The sequence below is a fragment of the Paenibacillus macerans genome (genome assembly GCF_050565405.1).
GTDB lineage: Bacteria > Bacillota > Bacilli > Paenibacillales > Paenibacillaceae > Fontibacillus > Fontibacillus macerans_B.
Map to the genome: position 1 here is coordinate 67,945 of NZ_JBNYYG010000017.1, position 15,867 is coordinate 83,811.

Here is a 15,867-nt window from a genome sequence, read left to right on the forward strand (position 1 = left end):
GCTTCACCTTGAGATCAATCCCCCGCAGCACCTCCACGCTGCCGTACGATTTAGTCAGCCTCTCCACTTCAATCGCATACCCCATTCTCGACATTTGCTCCTCCTTTGCAAATTTGATACCTTAATCTTATAACATTCGTGCAATTGGTAAGGTTGGGCAAATTATCCCTTGATTTATCGGCATTTTTGATGAATAAGGTTTCTACGTGCAGTTTAAACTTTTTTTTACAAAGCGGAGGTAGGGAATGAGCATCAGGCCGATCGATATCGCCAAAAAGCTGAACATCAGTACGAGCGCATTAAGGCACTACGAGGAGTGGGGCATCATCCCGCCGGTAGAGCGAGGATCGAACGGTTACCGGATCTACACGGCCACGCATATCGCTTACTTCGAATGCATCCGGGCCATGAGCCCGGGATTCGGCATGGAATTGACGAAAGTCGTGCTGCGCAAGTTGCTGAAACAGGAATACGACGAAGCCTTGTGGCTGGTTACCCAAGCGCAGGCCGAGCTTCATAGGGAGAAATTGATGGCGGACAAAACGATTCTGGTGCTGGACACGAAGGAACTGGACAATGTGGATGCCCGGGGGCGAAAACGTTGGATGACAATTGGGGAAGTCTCGCGGGAAACGCTGATTCCGGCCACGGCGATTCGCCACTGGGAGAAAATGGGGTTGATCCGCGTGGGACGCAATCCGGAAAACAGCTACCGTTCCTTCAGCCCGACGCAGATTCGGCAGATCCTCATTATCGGCACGCTGCGCATGGCCGTGTGGTCGCTCGACACGATCAAGGAAGTGATTCGGGAGCTGGATCACAACAATCTTGAGCAGGCGCGGCGGATCGCCAGAGATGCGCTGCACTACCTCAACGTGAAGAACCGCAACCGCATGCGCGGCATCCGGTATTTAGAGCGATTGATCGAGCTGTTGGAGGAACAGCCCGAGCATTGAACGCCGGCGTTCCGGCAGCTGCTGCGTAATGCAGTGAATATTGCCGCCGCCATAAGCGATTTCCCTGGTGTTCACCTGCACGACCTTCCGTTCCGGGAACAGCTCTTGTACCTGCCCCAAAGCCGCTTCGTCAAGCGGGTCGCCAAAGGCCGGCATCACGACGCCGCCGTTGCAAATGTAAAAGTTGACGTAACTGGCGGCGATGGCCGTGCCGGCAGGCCGCGCATAACTCAGGCTTGACCGGTCGATGCCCCCCGCTTCTTCGGCTGTTAGGAACAGCTGCGCCGGGAGATGGATTTTTCGGATGTCCAGCTTCCGCCCGGCGGCATCCCTTGCTATATTCAGCGTTTCGTAGGCTTCGCGCAGCAAGGGAAACTGCGGATGGGCAGGATCGTCCGTCCAGCTCAGAGCCACGACGCCCGGTCTGACGAATGCCGCCACCTCGTCGATATGCCCGTCCGTCTCGTCATGGTGTAGCCCTTGTCTCAGCCAGATGATCTTCCGGACATTCAAATAGGCCTTTAACTCTTCTTCCAATTCTTTGCGGGATAAATGCGGATTCCGGTTCGAATTCAGCACGCTTTGCTTCGTCGCGATCAACGTCCCTTCGCCGTCCACCGTCATCGCGCCGCCTTCCAAGATCAGATGCCCGGCATCATAACGGAAAATCCGCTCCAGCTCGAGGACCTTCCGCTTTACCAGCTGATCCTGATTCCAAGGAAAATACAGCCCGTCTTGCAAGCCGCCCCAGGCGTTAAACCCCCAGTCGATGCCGCGAACCTCCCCCTGATCGTTCTTGACGAACGTAGGGCCGATATCCCGCATCCAGGCATCATCATAAGATAACTCGACGACCCGGATCTGCGGGGGAAGCAGGTTGCGGGCATGCTCGTATTGGCCGCCGATGACCCCCATCGTCACCGGTTCAAACTTCGCGATTGCCGACGCCACGCGAGCGTAGGCGTCCTGGGCCGGCTTCGCCCCGAGGCGCCACGTATCCGTCCGCGCCGGCCACAGCATCCACGTCCCCTCATGCGGTTCGAATTCGCCCGGCATGCGATACCCGTCGGCCTTAGGACGGTTCGGCGCTTGCTCCCTCATGTTCACCATCCCCTCACCCCCTGGACTTTTCGCTTGTTTGCTTGAAATTAATTCACCTTATTCAGCAAACGTCATTTCCGTATAGGCCCCGCTTGCCAAAATTCTCCACGGGCAGGATTTGCAGTGTTGTCGAACCTGGCCCAATAAACAAAGAGACCTTCATGTCAAACAAAGCCATTGCTCAAGAGCAATGGCTTTGTTTACAATAGAACCAATCTCATTACGAAAGGATATCATTTCCATGTCGATCTTCCTCCCGGATAAGCGGGGCAAATTTCGCCTTGACCTGTTCGGCCAATTGCTGAGGCTCCAGCTCCATCTGCATCCCGACTTTCCCGGCGCTGACCAGGATGGTGTCCAGGCTTTCCGCGCGGCTGTCGATCAACGTCGGAAACAGCTTCTTCATGCCTACCGGCGAGCAGCCCCCGCGTATATAACCGGTCTGCTGCTGCAAATCCTTTAGCGGCAGCATCTCCACTTTTTTGACACCGGCTGCTTTGGCCGCCTTCTTCAGATCCAGCTCCTCGGCAACCGGAATGATGAATACGTAGAGAGCTACCCCATGGTGGGCGACCAACGTCTTGTACACCTTCTCCGGCGGTTTGCCGATCTTCTCCGCCACGGCGGTCCCGTGTATTTGCCCGTCTTCGGCATCGTAGCCGTAAATCCGGTAAGGCGTTTTGGACTTGTCCAGCATCCGCATGGCATTCGTCTTGACCTCTGCCATATCAGCCACTCCTTTTCTATCCTTCTTTGTCTCTTATCATTATCCTAGCATTTCCGTATAGCCTGGAACAGGTCCGGCGCCTTAAATCATTTGGCAGGGCCCTACTTATCCTCTAGTGCTGCCGTAATTATTTAACTCTATCATCTATTTTGGCTAAATGATTAACGCATTTTCCGATAAAGATTTACATCTTTTTAACTTCCTCCTATGATGGAGTTAATTCAATGCAGAGAGAAGGGATTCGCATGGACAGCACGGACCACAACATCCTGAATGCACTGAAACGCAATAGCCGCATGACCGCCTCCGATATCGGCAAAAGGGTCGGCATCGAGCACACCAAACAGATTGAACCGTTCCGGGAGGCGATCGTGGCCTGCGAGCCGGTCCTGGAATGCCATCATCTCGCCGGCGAATACGATTATTTGCTGAAAGTATTGGTGGAAGATACGATGCAGCTGGAGGCTTTTTTAACCGGGACCCTCAAGAAATTGCCGGGCGTGATGAAGAGCAACACGATGATCTCTCTCTCCTCGCTCAAGGAAAATATCAACATCTGATTGGAGGCGATCAGCCATGCTGATCCGAGGTTTCAAATTCGGAATGCTGCTGCAATTGGCCGTCGGCCCGGTCTGCCTGTTTATTTTTCAAACCGGATCGAACGATGGTTTTCTTGCCGCGGAGTACGGCGTGCTTGGCGTGGTACTCGTCGACGGATTGTTCATGCTGGCCGCCATGCTTGGCATCGGCCCGCTGCTCGAGCATGAAGGTATACGGCCGGTGATCCAACGGCTTGGCGCCGCGATCTTATTCCTGTTTGGGCTTAGCATGGTACTCGGCTCTTTGGGGATCGCGCTGCTGCCAAACCTTGGGCTATCCGGATTTGGCGACAGCGAAAGCGGCGCGTTCGTTTACGCCGTGCTGCTGACCGCTTCGAACCCGTTGACGATTTTGTTCTGGGCCGGGGTATTCGCGACCAAAATGAGTGAAATGCGCTTGCCTGGAGCCGGTCTTTCCCGATTCGCGCTTGGGGCTTTGCTGGCCACCTTCGCCTTTTTGAGCTCGATCGCGCTCCTCGGCAGTTTGACTTACGCATTCTTCACCCCGCTGCTGTCGCAGGCCTTGAACCTCGTCGTGGGCCTTGTCCTGCTCGTTTTCGCCGTACGTATGGCCTGGACGAAGAACCAATCTTAACATGAATCCGCATCGGTTTTCACGCTCCCTTAACATCCGCTCCTTATGCTGAGAAAAAAAGCAGCAGGAGGGAAACCATGCCGGCCATTTGGATGCATCTTGAATACGGTCAACGGCTTGCGGCCGAGTTTCAGGACCGTTTTCCTATTTTGAACGAGCTTCACACGAATCGCAACCTCTACCACGTCGGCTGCCAGGGGCCGGATTTTCTGCTCTTCCACGGCTTCCTGTCCTGGCGCAAGCCCAGCGGGGCGGTTAAGCTCGGCAACCTGATGCACAGCCGGAGCTGCGGCCCGGTCTTGATCGATTTGTGGCGGAGAAGCTTGACGCTCCCCGAATCGGTGCGAGCGCAAGCTCAGCTCTTTTTCCTCGGCTTTCTGACCCATCATCTGCTCGACCGCAACCTTCACCCCTATATCAACTGGAAAGCCGGCTATAAGCGGCTGGACCATCAGCGCTTCGAGATCGCCCTCGACGCCGTGTTTATGCGACGGCTGAAGCAGGTGGACGTGTCGCGCGCGGCCGGTTGGAAGGAAATCGACCTTGGCCCGGGACTCCCCCGCCCGATTCGGCAAATCCTGCACGATACCGTCCTAGCCCACTACCCCGAGGCCGTCCGCCTTCCCTTTGCCAGTTGGCAGGAAGCCTACCGGGATATGCGGCTGGCGCATCGGCTCCTGCACGACCCGAGCGGTTGGAAGAAGACGCTGGTTGCCGGTCCGGTCCGGCGCCTGTTCTATCCTTCCGTTCCCGCCTCCCGGGGCATGGACATGCCGGATTACTTGAACGAACAACGAACCGAGTGGCGGCATTCGGCCCTGTATTCCGAAGTAAGGAAGGACAGCGTCTGGGAGCTGTGGGAGCAGGCGTTGGAGGACGCAAGGCGGGTGCTAGGCGCGCTGGCCGACTGGCTGAACGACAAAGCCCCCGAGACGTCCGCGCCGAAGCTGGAAAGCTTCCGGCAGCTGCTCGGGGACCGCTCGTATGATACGGGTAAAGATTGCGGCAGCAACCTGGTCAACCTTTACGCGGAACCGATCTGGGGCCGGCAAAGAACCGGTTGATCAAGCCGTAGCTTGCGGGAGTGCGCCTTCCTTACCATCGCCTCCGCCATGGCGCAAGGCGTCCGCTTTGCCTTGATTCAGGTTGAGCTTGGCCACCACGGCGATGCCTAAAGCGAAAAACAGCAGCAGCGACAAAATGCCGAGGCGCGGGTTCCCCGTAAGCTGTCCGATCAGACCGAACGCAAACGGTCCGAATATCGAGGAAAATTTGCTCGTGATGTTGACGAAGCCGAAAAACTCGCCCGTCCGATGCGGCGGCATCAAATCGCTGATCATAGAGCGGGAGATCGATTGGCTTCCGCCCTGCACCAGCCCGACCATGACGGCGAGGATGTAAAAATGCGGCGCGCTCGTCATGCCGAAGCCCAAAAGGACGATCAGCACGTACGTGAGCAACGAAGCGATCAGCACCCGCTTGGGTCCCAGGCGAGCCGCCGCTTTGCCGAGCAGGATCGTACTGGGGAAGCCGACGAACTGCGTAATCAGGAGCGCCAGGATCAAATCGCTGGTGCCGATCCCCAGCGTCGTGCCGTAGATCGTCGCCATCAGGATGATCGTATTGATGCCGTCGTTATAAAACCAGAAGGCGGCGATAAACCGAAACAGCTGCGGGTAGCGCCGAACATCCTTCCAGGTGCCGCCGATTCTCTGCGCGGCCGCCCGCAGGTACCCTCCCGCCGTCATGCCGTTCGCCTGCTTCGGCAAATTCGGCACCTTCCGCATGACCGGCAGCGAGAACAGCAGCCACCATACGCCTACGGTCAGGAATGAAAGACGCGTTCCCGCGAGTTCGTCCCCTAAACCAAACCGCTGCGGCTGCTGGATCATCAGCAAATTGACCGCAAGCAGAAGGCCTCCCCCCACATAACCGGCCGCATATCCTTTGGCCGAGATATCGTCCCTGTGCCTGGACGGTACCAGATCGGGCAGCATCGCATCGTAAAACGTCAGGCTTCCGGAGAAGCCGACCGTCGACACGACGAGCATCGCCGAGGCCAGCAGCCAATCCCCGGGGCCGACCAGCGCAAACCCTGCGGTCGATATCATGCCCAGCAGTGCGAACCCGGCCAGAAACGTCGTTTTGCGCCCCGACAGATCGGCGATGGAGCCGAGCAGCGGCGAAATGACGGCCACCAACGCCATGCCGATGGCGTGCGTATAAGCCAAATAAGAGGCGGCTAAGTTATCGCTTAGCCCTTGGGCCGCAACGCTGCTATAAAAAATGGGCAGCACCGCCGCGAGCACGGTGGTGGAATACGCCGAATTGGCCCAGTCGTACATGATCCAAGACCTTACAGCCGATTTGTTCATCGTCATGTCCCTTTCCATTACCAAATGGTTTGATTATAGAAGCAAAGGATTAACGCGGTGTTTTGCCGGTGTTTGCGCTGTATAAAAAAGATCGGCCGAGCAAGGCGAGCCCTTCGCCGACGTGACACAAGGCACGGGGAATAGTAAAATAGATCCCTGAACCTTATTATTTAGGCGCGGAACGGAGAATGATCATGGCCGAAACGTTGAAATCGATATATAGCGAAACCTTTTTGCGGAGCTTCGGCAGCAAGGTGCACGGGGCTTACGCTCCGTTTGATCCGGAGCGATTCGTCGCGCAGACGATGGATGCCGCGTGGGAAGGGCTCGAGCTCAAAGCGCGGATGCGGCAAATCACGCTGAAGCTGGGCGAGCAGCTGCCCGTCGCCTTTTCCGAAGCGGTCGGCGTGCTGTACGCCATCGACGAGACCTGCACCGGCTTCCCTTATCTGTTTTTCCCCGATTTCGTGGAGGTGTTCGGCCGCGCCGAGGCCGACTGGCCGCTGGCCATGCAGGCGTTCGAGCGGTTCACGCCGAAGTCGTCCGCCGAGTTCGCCGTACGCTCCTTCCTGCTGCGCGATCCCGAACGGATGATGCGGCAGATGGTGGAATGGTCGGGGCACGGCAATGAGCATGTGCGCCGCCTGTCGAGCGAAGGGTGCCGGCCGCGCCTCCCCTGGGGACAAGCCCTGCCGATGTTCAAGCGCGACCCCGCGCCCATCCTGCCGATCCTCGAGCAGTTGAAGGCGGATCCCAGCTTGTATGTGCGCAAGAGCGTCGCCAACAACCTGAACGACATCGCCAAGGATCATCCGCAGTTGGTGTTGGAGATTGCCCGTCGTTGGAAAGGCGCGCATCCGCATACCGACTGGATCGTGCGCCACGGCTGTCGCACCCTGATTCGGAAAGGCGGCCCCGAGGTGCTGGAGCTGTTCGGCTACGCCGCCGCGGGAGAGAGCGAGCCGCTTGCGGCGGCGGCGACGCTCGCGGTGGAGCCGGCCGTGCTGAGCATCGGCGACGGCTGCGACCTCCGCTACGAGTTGACCGTACGCGAAGGCGAGCCGGCCAAGGTTCGCATCGAATACGGCATAGACTTTGTCAAAGCCGGCGGGCGCACCTCCCGCAAGCTGTTCCTGCTGTCGGACAAAACCGTCCCCGGCGGCGCCCGCTTGACCGGAACGCGCCGTCACAGCTGGGCCGACCTGACGACGCGCCGCCACTATCCCGGCGAGCATCGCATCGTGCTGCTCGTGAACGGCGCGGAAGCGGCCGAGACCGCATTGCAGTTGCAAGCCGCTCCCGAGTAAGCAAACAAAGACCTGGCCAATCGGCCAGGTCTTTGTTATGGAAAATCTGCGGTAACGGTGGACCCAACGTCCCCCAGCAAGGAATCCGAAAATATCAGGCGACTCTTAAGGATTATATGCGAAAAACCGAATAGAATTCACCGTTTCTGTCAAATCCGTCGAGCGGGATACGCCGATCGTTGCTACCCCCTAAGTTTGGGCACTAGCCACGTTCATGCTCACTCTGTTGCTTTTGCATCCAAGAGCAATCTTTTTAGACTTAGAATCCTTGCCTTGTTCCGTCGGCCCCCTGCTCGTCCGCAGCCCCAATCAATGAATTCCCCACCTTGGTCAGATGAATGGCCATGAGCTCGGCCGCTTTACCGCTGTCCCGGTCCCGGATCGCCTGCAGCATCTGCTGATGCTCCTGAAACAGGCGGCGGGCCGACTCCTGCTCGCTGAACAACCACAGGCTGCGGCTGTCCCGGATCGTCCGCATCATCATGGCGGAAATGCTTTCCATCATTTGCCCAAGCAGCGGATTTTGCGTCGCTTTGGCGACGGCGAGATGGAAATTGACATCATGCACCTGGCTGATTTCTTCGTTGCCGATCGCATCCTCCATATGGCGCACGATGCGCGAGAGCTCGTCCAGATCCGCTTCGCTCCGATGTCTAGCCGCCAGCTCGATGCTCCCGACTTCAAGAATGCGCCGCACCTCAAGCAGCCTCGCCAAATCCTCGCGGTCGCGGATCTGCCGGGCAGCCATCGATTCCAACGCCCGTGTCCGGACATACGTCCCTCCGCCCTGCTTCGTATCCAACAGGCCGCAGGCTTTCAAATGGCTGATTGCCTCGCGTACGGTGGAGCGCCCGACCCGGTAGAGTTTGGCCAGGTTTTCGATCGTGTCGAGCTTTTCGCCAGGCTTAACCATCCCCGATTCGATGATCCGCTGCAGTTCCTCGATGATGATCTCAACATTTTTTTTGCCTAGTTCCATGGTTCCTTCCTCTCCCGATCAGATGAATACTAACGAACATTATTCCTAAATAACAGTCTATACAATCCCTTTCGGATATGATAGATTTATTTCAAATTTAAAATTCATCTGATGACCTGACTAACCATATGATGCTTATTATAACAAATGGGAATGGAGGAATGTTTGTTGATTACCCCGGAAATCAAGCGCCAGCTTCAAAGCATCGTCGGCGACAAGTGGCTGCTGGATCGTCCCGCCGACCTTTACGCCTACTCCTACGACGCAACCCCGATGTATCAAGCCTTGCCGGACGCCGTCGTCCTCCCCGCTTCGGCCCGGGAAGTTTCCGCGGTTCTGCAAATCGCCCACGAGCACCGGATTCCCATTGTTCCCCGGGGCTCGGGCACGAATTTGGCGGCCAGCTCCATTCCTGTGCACGGCGGCATCGTCCTGAATATGAACCGCATGAATCGCATTCTTGAGATCGATCCCCGGAATCTGACCGCTACGGTCGGCCCCGGCGTCGTGACCGCGCAGCTGCATCAAGCCGCGGAAGCGCTGGGACTGTTTTACCCGCCGGATCCCGGCAGCATGCGAATTTCCACGATCGGCGGCAATTTGTCCCAAGGAGCCGGCGGTATGCGCGGGCTCAAGTACGGCGTAACCAAGGATTACGTCATGGGCCTGGAATACGTGCTGCCCTCGGGCGAAATTTTGCGCTGCGGCGGCAAAAACGTCAAGGATGTCGCCGGCTACGACATGACCCGGCTGCTGGTCGGATCCGAAGGCACGCTGGCCGTAATTACGGAAATCACGCTCAAACTGCTGCCGTTGCCGGAAACGAAGCGCACGCTGGTCGCTTTTTTTACCAACCTGGTGAATGCGGCCAAAACGGTCGAGCAAATCATTGCAGCAAAAATCATCCCGGCAACGGTCGAATTCATGGACCAAGGCACGATGAGGGTCGTCGACGAATACGCCCATCTCGGACTGCCGCTGGATATGAAATCGATGCTGCTGATCGAACAGGACGGTCCGGAAGAAGTCGTGGTCCGCGACATCGAGAGCATCGCCAAAATCGCCAGGGCGAACGGCGCGGCGGGCGTGGAGGTCGCCGGTTCGGCCGAAGAAGGCGCCAAACTGCTGACCGCGCGGCGGGCGGCTTTGTCCGCCCTGTCCCGGCTAAAGCCGACCACGATCATGGAGGACGCCACGGTCCCTCGCTCCCGCTTGGCGGAAATGGTTGCCGAGATCGAACGCGTGGCCGGTAAGTACGGGCTGCAAATCTGCACGTTCGGCCATGCCGGAGACGGCAATTTGCACCCTACCTGCATGACGGATGAGCGGAACCGGGAGGAAATCGAACGCGTGGAGCAGGCGTTTGAGGAGATTTTTCACGCCTCGATCCGGCTGGGCGGCACGATTACCGGCGAGCATGGCGTCGGCCTGGCCAAAATGAATTACCTTCATCTGAAAGTCGGCGAGTTCGGGCTGGAACTGATGAAGCGGATCAAGGAAGCGTTCGATCCCCATCACATCATGAATCCGGGCAAAATCTTCGCGGCGTCCGAACGCCGCAGGCTGGTGGTGAAACGATGAACGGCGAATCCAAGGAAGCGGCAGCCGGGTTGAGACCGGCTCCGTGCACCGCCATCGGCGATGGCGCAGCCGCGACTGACAAGGGCACAGACACGGGTAAGATCCCCTCCAACCGCGGGCTGAATCCCGCCGGGGCAGGCAGTTCAAAAGATCGGGGCGCCAGCGTGGCCATGCATGCTTTTCCCGAATCGGGGGTTCCCGGCGAAAACGGGCTGCTGCGCCGTTTTAATATGGATGAAATCATGAACTGCATGCACTGCGGTTTCTGTTTGCCGACCTGTCCCACTTATGTGCAGACCGGCTTGGAAACGTACAGCCCGCGGGGGCGGATCGCGCTGATGAAAGGCGTGGCCATGGGCCACTTGACGGTAAACGGGGAATTCGAGCAGCATATGGACGCCTGCCTCGGCTGCCGGGCTTGCGAGACGGCCTGTCCGGCCGGCGTCCCCTATGGCGGTTTGCTGGAAACGGCCCGCGACGTCGTGCAGGAAACGAAAAAAACGGCGAAGAAGCCTTCCGCCGTGCGAGATCTGGTATTCAAGCACATATTCCCGTACCCCAAACGTGTTAAGCGCCTGGGGCGTTTGCTGTGGGGGGCGCAGGCGCTGGGGCTGCAAACTTTCGCTAACCGGACGGGGTTGATCCGCCTGCTGCCGCGTCCCATGGCCGAAATGCAAAAAAGCGTTGGCACCGTCGCATCGCCCCGGGAGCGCAAAGGACGGCAGCGGTTGATGAAGGCTGCTGGCGAAACGCGTTACACCGTCGGTTTGTTCACCGGCTGCATCATGGACGTGATGTTCTTCGAAACGAACCAAGCGACGGCGCGACTGTTGACGAAAGCCGGCTGCGACGTCGTGTTTATCGAAGAGCAAGGTTGCTGCGGGGCGATGCATGCCCATTCCGGGGAGATGGAAGGCGCGAAGGAGCTTGCCAAACGCAACATCGCGGCATTCGAACGGGCCGGCGTCGATTTTGTCGTCAACAATGCCGGCGGCTGCGGTGCGGCATTGAAAGAGTACGGCCACTGGTTCGAGGGCGATCCCGAGTGGGAGGAACGCGCCCGGCGCTTCGCCGCCAGGAACCGCGATGCCAACGAAATTCTCGCCGAGCTTCCTCCGCTTGATTTTCGCAAGCCGCTGCCGGTCAAAGTAACCTATCAGGATTCCTGCCACCTTGCGCACGGCCAGGGCGTGCGTACCCAGCCCCGGCAGCTGCTGCGCCGGATCCCCGGGCTTGAGCTCCTGGAAATGCGGCAGCCTGACAGCTGCTGCGGTTCCGCCGGCACCTACAACCTCACCCAGTTCGAGATGTCGATGCGGATCCTGGACGACAAAATGGTTCAGGTGCGGGAAACCCATGCCCACCTGATCGTCACCTCCAATCCCGGCTGCCTGCTGCAAATGAAGCAGGGCATCCTCCGCGCCGGCCTCGAAGACCGAATGGAAGCCGTACACATCATGGATTTGCTCGACCGGGCCCTGTAAAGGGGCCTGGTTTACCTTTCCTTAATCTGTAATATTTAGTCGCATAACCGGCTGCATTGGCATGGTATAATTTGGACAGTTAATTAATGCCGTGAATAAATAGGAGGCAGATTCATGAAAAAGCTTTATTATACTTCTTTTTTCTATGCCCTGCTCGGTTTGCTGGCGGGGATCTTCTATCGCGAGGTGACCAAGCCAAGCACAACGGATTTACCGGCGAAACGGTGCTTGGCGCACTGCATACGCATCTTTTGGCGTTGGGCTTTTTGTTCTTCTTGATCGTGTTGTGTTTAGGCAAACTGTTCGACGTGCATGAAGCCAAATCGTTTGGTGCCTGGTATGCGGTGTATAACCTGGGGCTGCTGGTAACGGTGGGCACGATGGCTGCTCGAGGCATGCTTCAGGTCGACGGTAACGACCTCAGCGCGCTCCCCTATATCGCCGGACTGGGCCATATGATCCTTGGAGCGGGCATCGTGTGGCTGCTCGTGTTGCTGGGCAGACGGGTGAGATAGCTTGCGGAGGTGCCGGGCGCTTCCAACGACAGTCTGACCATAGGCCCGGCATCCAATAATAGTCAAGCACCTATATACAAAGTCCTGCGTAATGTGTTAGAAAACACTTTACGGGATGTGAGTAAATGGTGGGTTATTTAAATATTTCCATCAACGATCGTAATCAAACTGATCCAGTAAAAGGGGCAAAGGTATTAATTACCGAACACAACAATAGGGAAAAGGTTTATAAAACCGTCATAACCAATGACATAGGTCAAGTTAACAATATTGAGTTAAGTTCAAGAAACGATCGTTATTCAGCCGAACCCTATAAAAAATATGATTTAGTTGTACAAGTACCGCTTATTGAAGGAAGATACGAACAGCCACAAGAATATATAAAGTCAGGCGTGCAACTATGGAGCGACAAAGTAACGATTAACCAAGATGAACTTATCCAAATCAACCAGATCAAAAGTATGGATGAAACACGGAACGACGTTATTGAGATACCCGACAATAGTATCGTTGAACCCGATAATGAAACTATTTATCAAGACCCGTTAAATATTCCTGATCCGTATAATCCTTATTGGATATGGTCTTTTGAAACAGAACCATTTGTTCCTACCGAAATTCGCATATATTTAGGTTATGTAAATCCAAATCCTCCCGTAAAGCCTATCAACGCCAAGAAAATATTAAAAGAAAGCTATAAGAAATACCTGAAACTTGTATCGACCCAAGAGTTTGGAGGAATTCCGAAACTAACTAAACAAGCCGCTATTGCTAATTTGTTATTAGTAAATTCATTTGCTTTGAACAGGGTTTATACGGAGTTTTATAAGAATAAAGGATATGACTTTACAATTACAAATTCGGTGAACATGGACCAACACTACCCGGCAGGGGGAAATATATTTCAGGAGATTGACGAGGTAGTGGACGAACATTTCAGAAAGTATATAAAGATAACCAGTAAGAAGCAACCTCTATTAGCACAGTATTGCGCAGGAAGTGGAGGCTATTGTAAAAATCGGGGCATTCCGCAAATAGCGATGAATAAATTATCATTATCTAAGCCCAACTTTAATTATGAAGAGTTGCTGAAGTATTATTACGATAAACAAGGCATAGAATTTGAAATCGTAACAGCTGAAATTGTCGAAGGCATTCCTAAATCATATCCCGGATATCCATTGCAATTGGGGATGGTAGACGCAAGTGTCAAAACTTTGCAAGAATTTTTGAAAGTAATCCGTGAAAAAAAGTTTACGAAAGAAATATCTCCCGTTGATGTAACTGGAGAATTTGATGAAAAAACCCGTGAAGCAGTTATTGCGTATCAAACTAAAGTCAAAAAAAACAAGAAAAATATAGGGATAGTCGATGAAGCAACATGGTATAATTTATCACTTGCATATATGGACGTAACAAGGATGCATGAACCTGATTCGAGATATAGGAGGGCCTTCATGTACTAATTGCCCTCTAAATCAAAACGGCGGTTTACCGTTCACTCCGAACGGAAACCGCCGTTTTCGCTGCCGGCGCCGGCCTGCGGCACGGCGTCATCCCTCCTGCTGCGCGCCCCGCTCGCGCAGCGCCAGCATGACCGCGCCATAGGCCGCGTCATGCTTCGGCAGCGTGCAGGCGAGCGCCGGGAAGCACTGGTTCAGCGCCTCCCGGAAGACTGCCTGCACCTGCCCGCTGTGGAGCAGCACGCTCCCCGCCATCGCCAGCTCGCCCTCCTCGAGGGCGAGTCGTTCGGCCACGGGAGCGGCCAGCTCCACCAGGGCGATCGCGCAACGCCGCGCGATCGCCAGCGCCGTTTCGTCGCCAAGGCCGCAGGCTTGCGACAACAACGGGGCCAGTGCGGCAATGTCCTGCTTGTTCGTGCGCTTGTCGTGCACGAACCCGATGAGTTGCCGCACCGAGCCAAGCTGCAGCTGCGCATAGACCAGCTCCGTGATCGCGGTGGGGGCGATCCGCCCGTCCGCAGCCCGGACGACCGCGCCGAGCAGCCGGCGGCCGATGTCATAGCCGCTGCCCTCGTCATCGATCAGGTGGCCGCACCCCCCCGTCCGATGCGTCAGGCCGTCCGCGTTTCGTCCGTAGCAAATCGAACCGGTGCCGGCGATCAGAATGATCCCGGCCGGGCGGTCGATCGCGCCGCGCAGCGCGATCTCGTGATCCCCGGTAATCGTCAGCCCGCCGGCATACCCGTGTTCCCTGATGCAAGCGGCAAGCCGCTCCTCCGCCTCCGGGTTGCTGACCCCGGCTGCGCCGAGGCAAATATGCTCGCAATGCTCCAAGCCGCCCATGACTCCCGCCATCACCGTCAGGAGTTCCCGCAGGCTCCGCCCGAACGAGGCTTCATCCTGACCGTTCCAATTCAGGGCTCCGGCCGTGAACGTATCGACCGCCTTCCCGCTCCGCTCGGCTACGGTTACGGTCGTCTTGGTGCCGCCGCCATCGATCCCTGCCACAAATCCCATCCCAAGTCACATCCTTTGCAGAGGCGAATAACTATAACTGATCTTCCCCATCACCGCCGGCTGGAACGCCCCGGTCACGCCCGGCAGATTGTTCGGCAACCCGGCCAACGCATAGCCGGCGAGCAGCACAAACGCAACCGCCTCCTTGGCGTCGCTGCTGTGCCCGATCTCCTCCTGCGTCAGCACCGCTACGCTCATCGATGCCGTCGACGGAGGTGCCGGACATCAGACCAACCGCATATTGCGTGTCTCCGCCCGAAAAGTCCGCACCCCTCATGTCCTCTCCCTCCTTTATTACCCCTTCACCGCTCCCACGGTCACGCCTTCCAGGAAATACTTCTGCAGGCTGAAGAACAATACGAACATCGGTAGGGCCGAAATGGTCGCTCCCGCCATCATCGGCGCAAAATACGTCGTGTTGGCGAAGCGGAAGTTCTTCAGTCCGACCTGGATCGTCTGCATATCCATCGTGTTCGTGACGAGAAACGGCCAGAAGAACGTGTTCCAGCTATCCATGAAGGTGAGGATCGCCATCACCGCCATGACCGTTTTCGACAGCGGCACGACCACTTTGGTGAAGATTTGGAACGGGTTGCAGCCCTCCACCTTGGCGCATTCGAGGATCTCGGTCGGAATCGACGTCATGAACTGCTTGGCGAGAAAAATATTGTACACCGTGACAAGCCCGGGCAGGATCAAGGCACTGTACGTATTTTCAATTTGAAAAACGTTGACGATCAAAATGTACAGCGGCACCTGAGTCACCTGGTAAGGAATCATCATCGCGCACAACAGAATCGAAAACAGCACCGTTCTGCCGCGAAAGCGGATTTTGGAGAAGGCATAACCCGCCAGGGCAGCAAAGATCACGTTAAAGGCCATGACGCTTGCAGCCACGACCAGCGAGTTGAGCAGCCAGCGGTAGGAATGCTCACTGTAATCGAAGAAAAAACGGTAGGAGTCGAGCGAGAATTTGCCCGGCCATAGGGAGTAGCTGAGCGCCCCCGCTTCCACCGGGTCCCCGAAGGAGGAGATGATCATGAAATAAATGGGGAAAATCGTGGCGAGCGCGAAAAGCAGAAGAACGATCATGAGCCCTGCGTTCCGGATAGATTTGACGGGCTTGCGGCCCGCGTGGGTGCTGTACAATGCCATCGGTTCATTCCTC

17 protein-coding genes are annotated in these 15,867 nt (G+C 56.5%); 10 read left to right on the forward strand and 7 right to left on the reverse strand.

From position 1 onward, the window contains the following. The first annotated feature begins 245 nt into the window (after positions 1 to 245). A complete protein-coding gene (locus ACQ4N8_RS12755) occupies positions 246 to 956 on the forward strand; it encodes a MerR family transcriptional regulator (protein ID WP_430704742.1) in 711 nt (236 codons plus the stop codon). On the opposite strand, the gene aguA is transcribed toward ACQ4N8_RS12755, so the two are convergent. Next, positions 912 to 2,057, reverse strand: coding sequence for an agmatine deiminase (gene aguA / locus ACQ4N8_RS12760; protein WP_430704778.1), 1,146 nt, complete (start codon positions 2,055 to 2,057; stop codon positions 912 to 914). The two genes, ACQ4N8_RS12755 and aguA, sit on opposite strands and share 45 nt — an antisense overlap. 220 nt (positions 2,058 to 2,277) lie before the next feature. Next, entirely contained in the window at positions 2,278 to 2,784 is a 507-nt protein-coding gene (gene ybaK / locus ACQ4N8_RS12765; RefSeq protein ID WP_430704743.1) for a Cys-tRNA(Pro) deacylase, read from the reverse strand. A gap of 224 nt (positions 2,785 to 3,008) precedes the next feature. Here ybaK and ACQ4N8_RS12770 point away from each other — a divergent pair, with 224 nt between their 5' ends. From ACQ4N8_RS12770 to ACQ4N8_RS12780, 3 genes are all read left to right on the forward strand, one after another. After that, positions 3,009 to 3,344 carry an Lrp/AsnC family transcriptional regulator gene (locus ACQ4N8_RS12770; RefSeq protein ID WP_430704744.1) on the forward strand — a complete coding sequence of 112 codons (336 nt, stop codon included), beginning with the start codon at positions 3,009 to 3,011 and terminating at the stop codon, positions 3,342 to 3,344. A gap of 16 nt (positions 3,345 to 3,360) precedes the next feature. Beyond that, positions 3,361 to 3,978: a LysE family transporter gene (locus ACQ4N8_RS12775; protein WP_430704745.1), complete on the forward strand. Its 618-nt coding sequence runs from the start codon at positions 3,361 to 3,363 to the stop codon at positions 3,976 to 3,978. A 77-nt stretch (positions 3,979 to 4,055) separates the two neighbouring features. Further along, positions 4,056 to 5,042 (forward strand): zinc dependent phospholipase C family protein, encoded by a 987-nt coding sequence (locus tag ACQ4N8_RS12780; RefSeq protein WP_430704746.1) that lies wholly within the window; start codon positions 4,056 to 4,058, stop codon positions 5,040 to 5,042. Here the strand turns inward: ACQ4N8_RS12780 and ACQ4N8_RS12785 are convergent, their stop codons facing one another. Next, complete coding sequence (locus ACQ4N8_RS12785) at positions 5,043 to 6,353, reverse strand: MFS transporter (RefSeq protein ID WP_430704747.1); 1,311 nt, start codon at positions 6,351 to 6,353, stop codon at positions 5,043 to 5,045. Positions 6,354 to 6,547: 194 nt separating this feature from the next. On the opposite strand from ACQ4N8_RS12785, the gene ACQ4N8_RS12790 reads away from it, so the two are divergent. Then, entirely contained in the window at positions 6,548 to 7,660 is a 1,113-nt protein-coding gene (locus ACQ4N8_RS12790) for a hypothetical protein (RefSeq protein WP_430704748.1), read from the forward strand. A gap of 259 nt (positions 7,661 to 7,919) precedes the next feature. Here ACQ4N8_RS12790 and ACQ4N8_RS12795 read toward each other — a convergent pair whose 3' ends face one another. Beyond that, positions 7,920 to 8,639, reverse strand: coding sequence for a FadR/GntR family transcriptional regulator (locus tag ACQ4N8_RS12795; RefSeq protein WP_430704749.1), 720 nt, complete (start codon positions 8,637 to 8,639; stop codon positions 7,920 to 7,922). 168 nt (positions 8,640 to 8,807) lie between these two features. Between ACQ4N8_RS12795 and ACQ4N8_RS12800 the strand changes: the two genes are divergently transcribed. From ACQ4N8_RS12800 to ACQ4N8_RS12820, 5 genes are all read left to right on the forward strand, one after another. Continuing rightward, a complete protein-coding gene (locus tag ACQ4N8_RS12800; protein ID WP_430704750.1) occupies positions 8,808 to 10,220 on the forward strand; it encodes an FAD-binding oxidoreductase in 1,413 nt (470 codons plus the stop codon). Positions 10,221 to 10,390: 170 nt separating this feature from the next. After that, complete coding sequence (locus ACQ4N8_RS12805; RefSeq protein WP_430704779.1) at positions 10,391 to 11,704, forward strand: (Fe-S)-binding protein; 1,314 nt, start codon at positions 10,391 to 10,393, stop codon at positions 11,702 to 11,704. A 114-nt stretch (positions 11,705 to 11,818) separates the two neighbouring features. Next, positions 11,819 to 11,983, forward strand: a complete 165-nt coding sequence (locus ACQ4N8_RS12810; RefSeq protein ID WP_430704751.1) for a DUF2871 family protein — start codon at positions 11,819 to 11,821, stop codon at positions 11,981 to 11,983. Beyond that, a complete protein-coding gene (locus tag ACQ4N8_RS12815; protein ID WP_430704752.1) occupies positions 11,929 to 12,219 on the forward strand; it encodes a DUF2871 family protein in 291 nt (96 codons plus the stop codon). The genes ACQ4N8_RS12810 and ACQ4N8_RS12815 overlap by 55 nt, the downstream gene beginning before the upstream one ends. Positions 12,220 to 12,344: 125 nt before the next feature. After that, positions 12,345 to 13,685, forward strand: coding sequence for a peptidoglycan-binding domain-containing protein (locus tag ACQ4N8_RS12820; protein ID WP_430704754.1), 1,341 nt, complete (start codon positions 12,345 to 12,347; stop codon positions 13,683 to 13,685). An 87-nt stretch (positions 13,686 to 13,772) separates the two neighbouring features. Here ACQ4N8_RS12820 and ACQ4N8_RS12825 read toward each other — a convergent pair whose 3' ends face one another. From ACQ4N8_RS12825 to ACQ4N8_RS12835, 3 genes are all read right to left on the reverse strand, one after another. Then, positions 13,773 to 14,699 (reverse strand): N-acetylglucosamine kinase, encoded by a 927-nt coding sequence (locus ACQ4N8_RS12825; RefSeq protein ID WP_430704755.1) that lies wholly within the window; start codon positions 14,697 to 14,699, stop codon positions 13,773 to 13,775. 6 nt (positions 14,700 to 14,705) lie between these two features. Further along, positions 14,706 to 14,897, reverse strand: coding sequence for an anhydro-N-acetylmuramic acid kinase (locus ACQ4N8_RS12830; RefSeq protein WP_430704756.1), 192 nt, complete (start codon positions 14,895 to 14,897; stop codon positions 14,706 to 14,708). A 96-nt stretch (positions 14,898 to 14,993) separates the two neighbouring features. Next, positions 14,994 to 15,854 (reverse strand): carbohydrate ABC transporter permease, encoded by an 861-nt coding sequence (locus ACQ4N8_RS12835; protein ID WP_430704757.1) that lies wholly within the window; start codon positions 15,852 to 15,854, stop codon positions 14,994 to 14,996. Between the last annotated feature and the right edge of the window lie 13 nt (positions 15,855 to 15,867).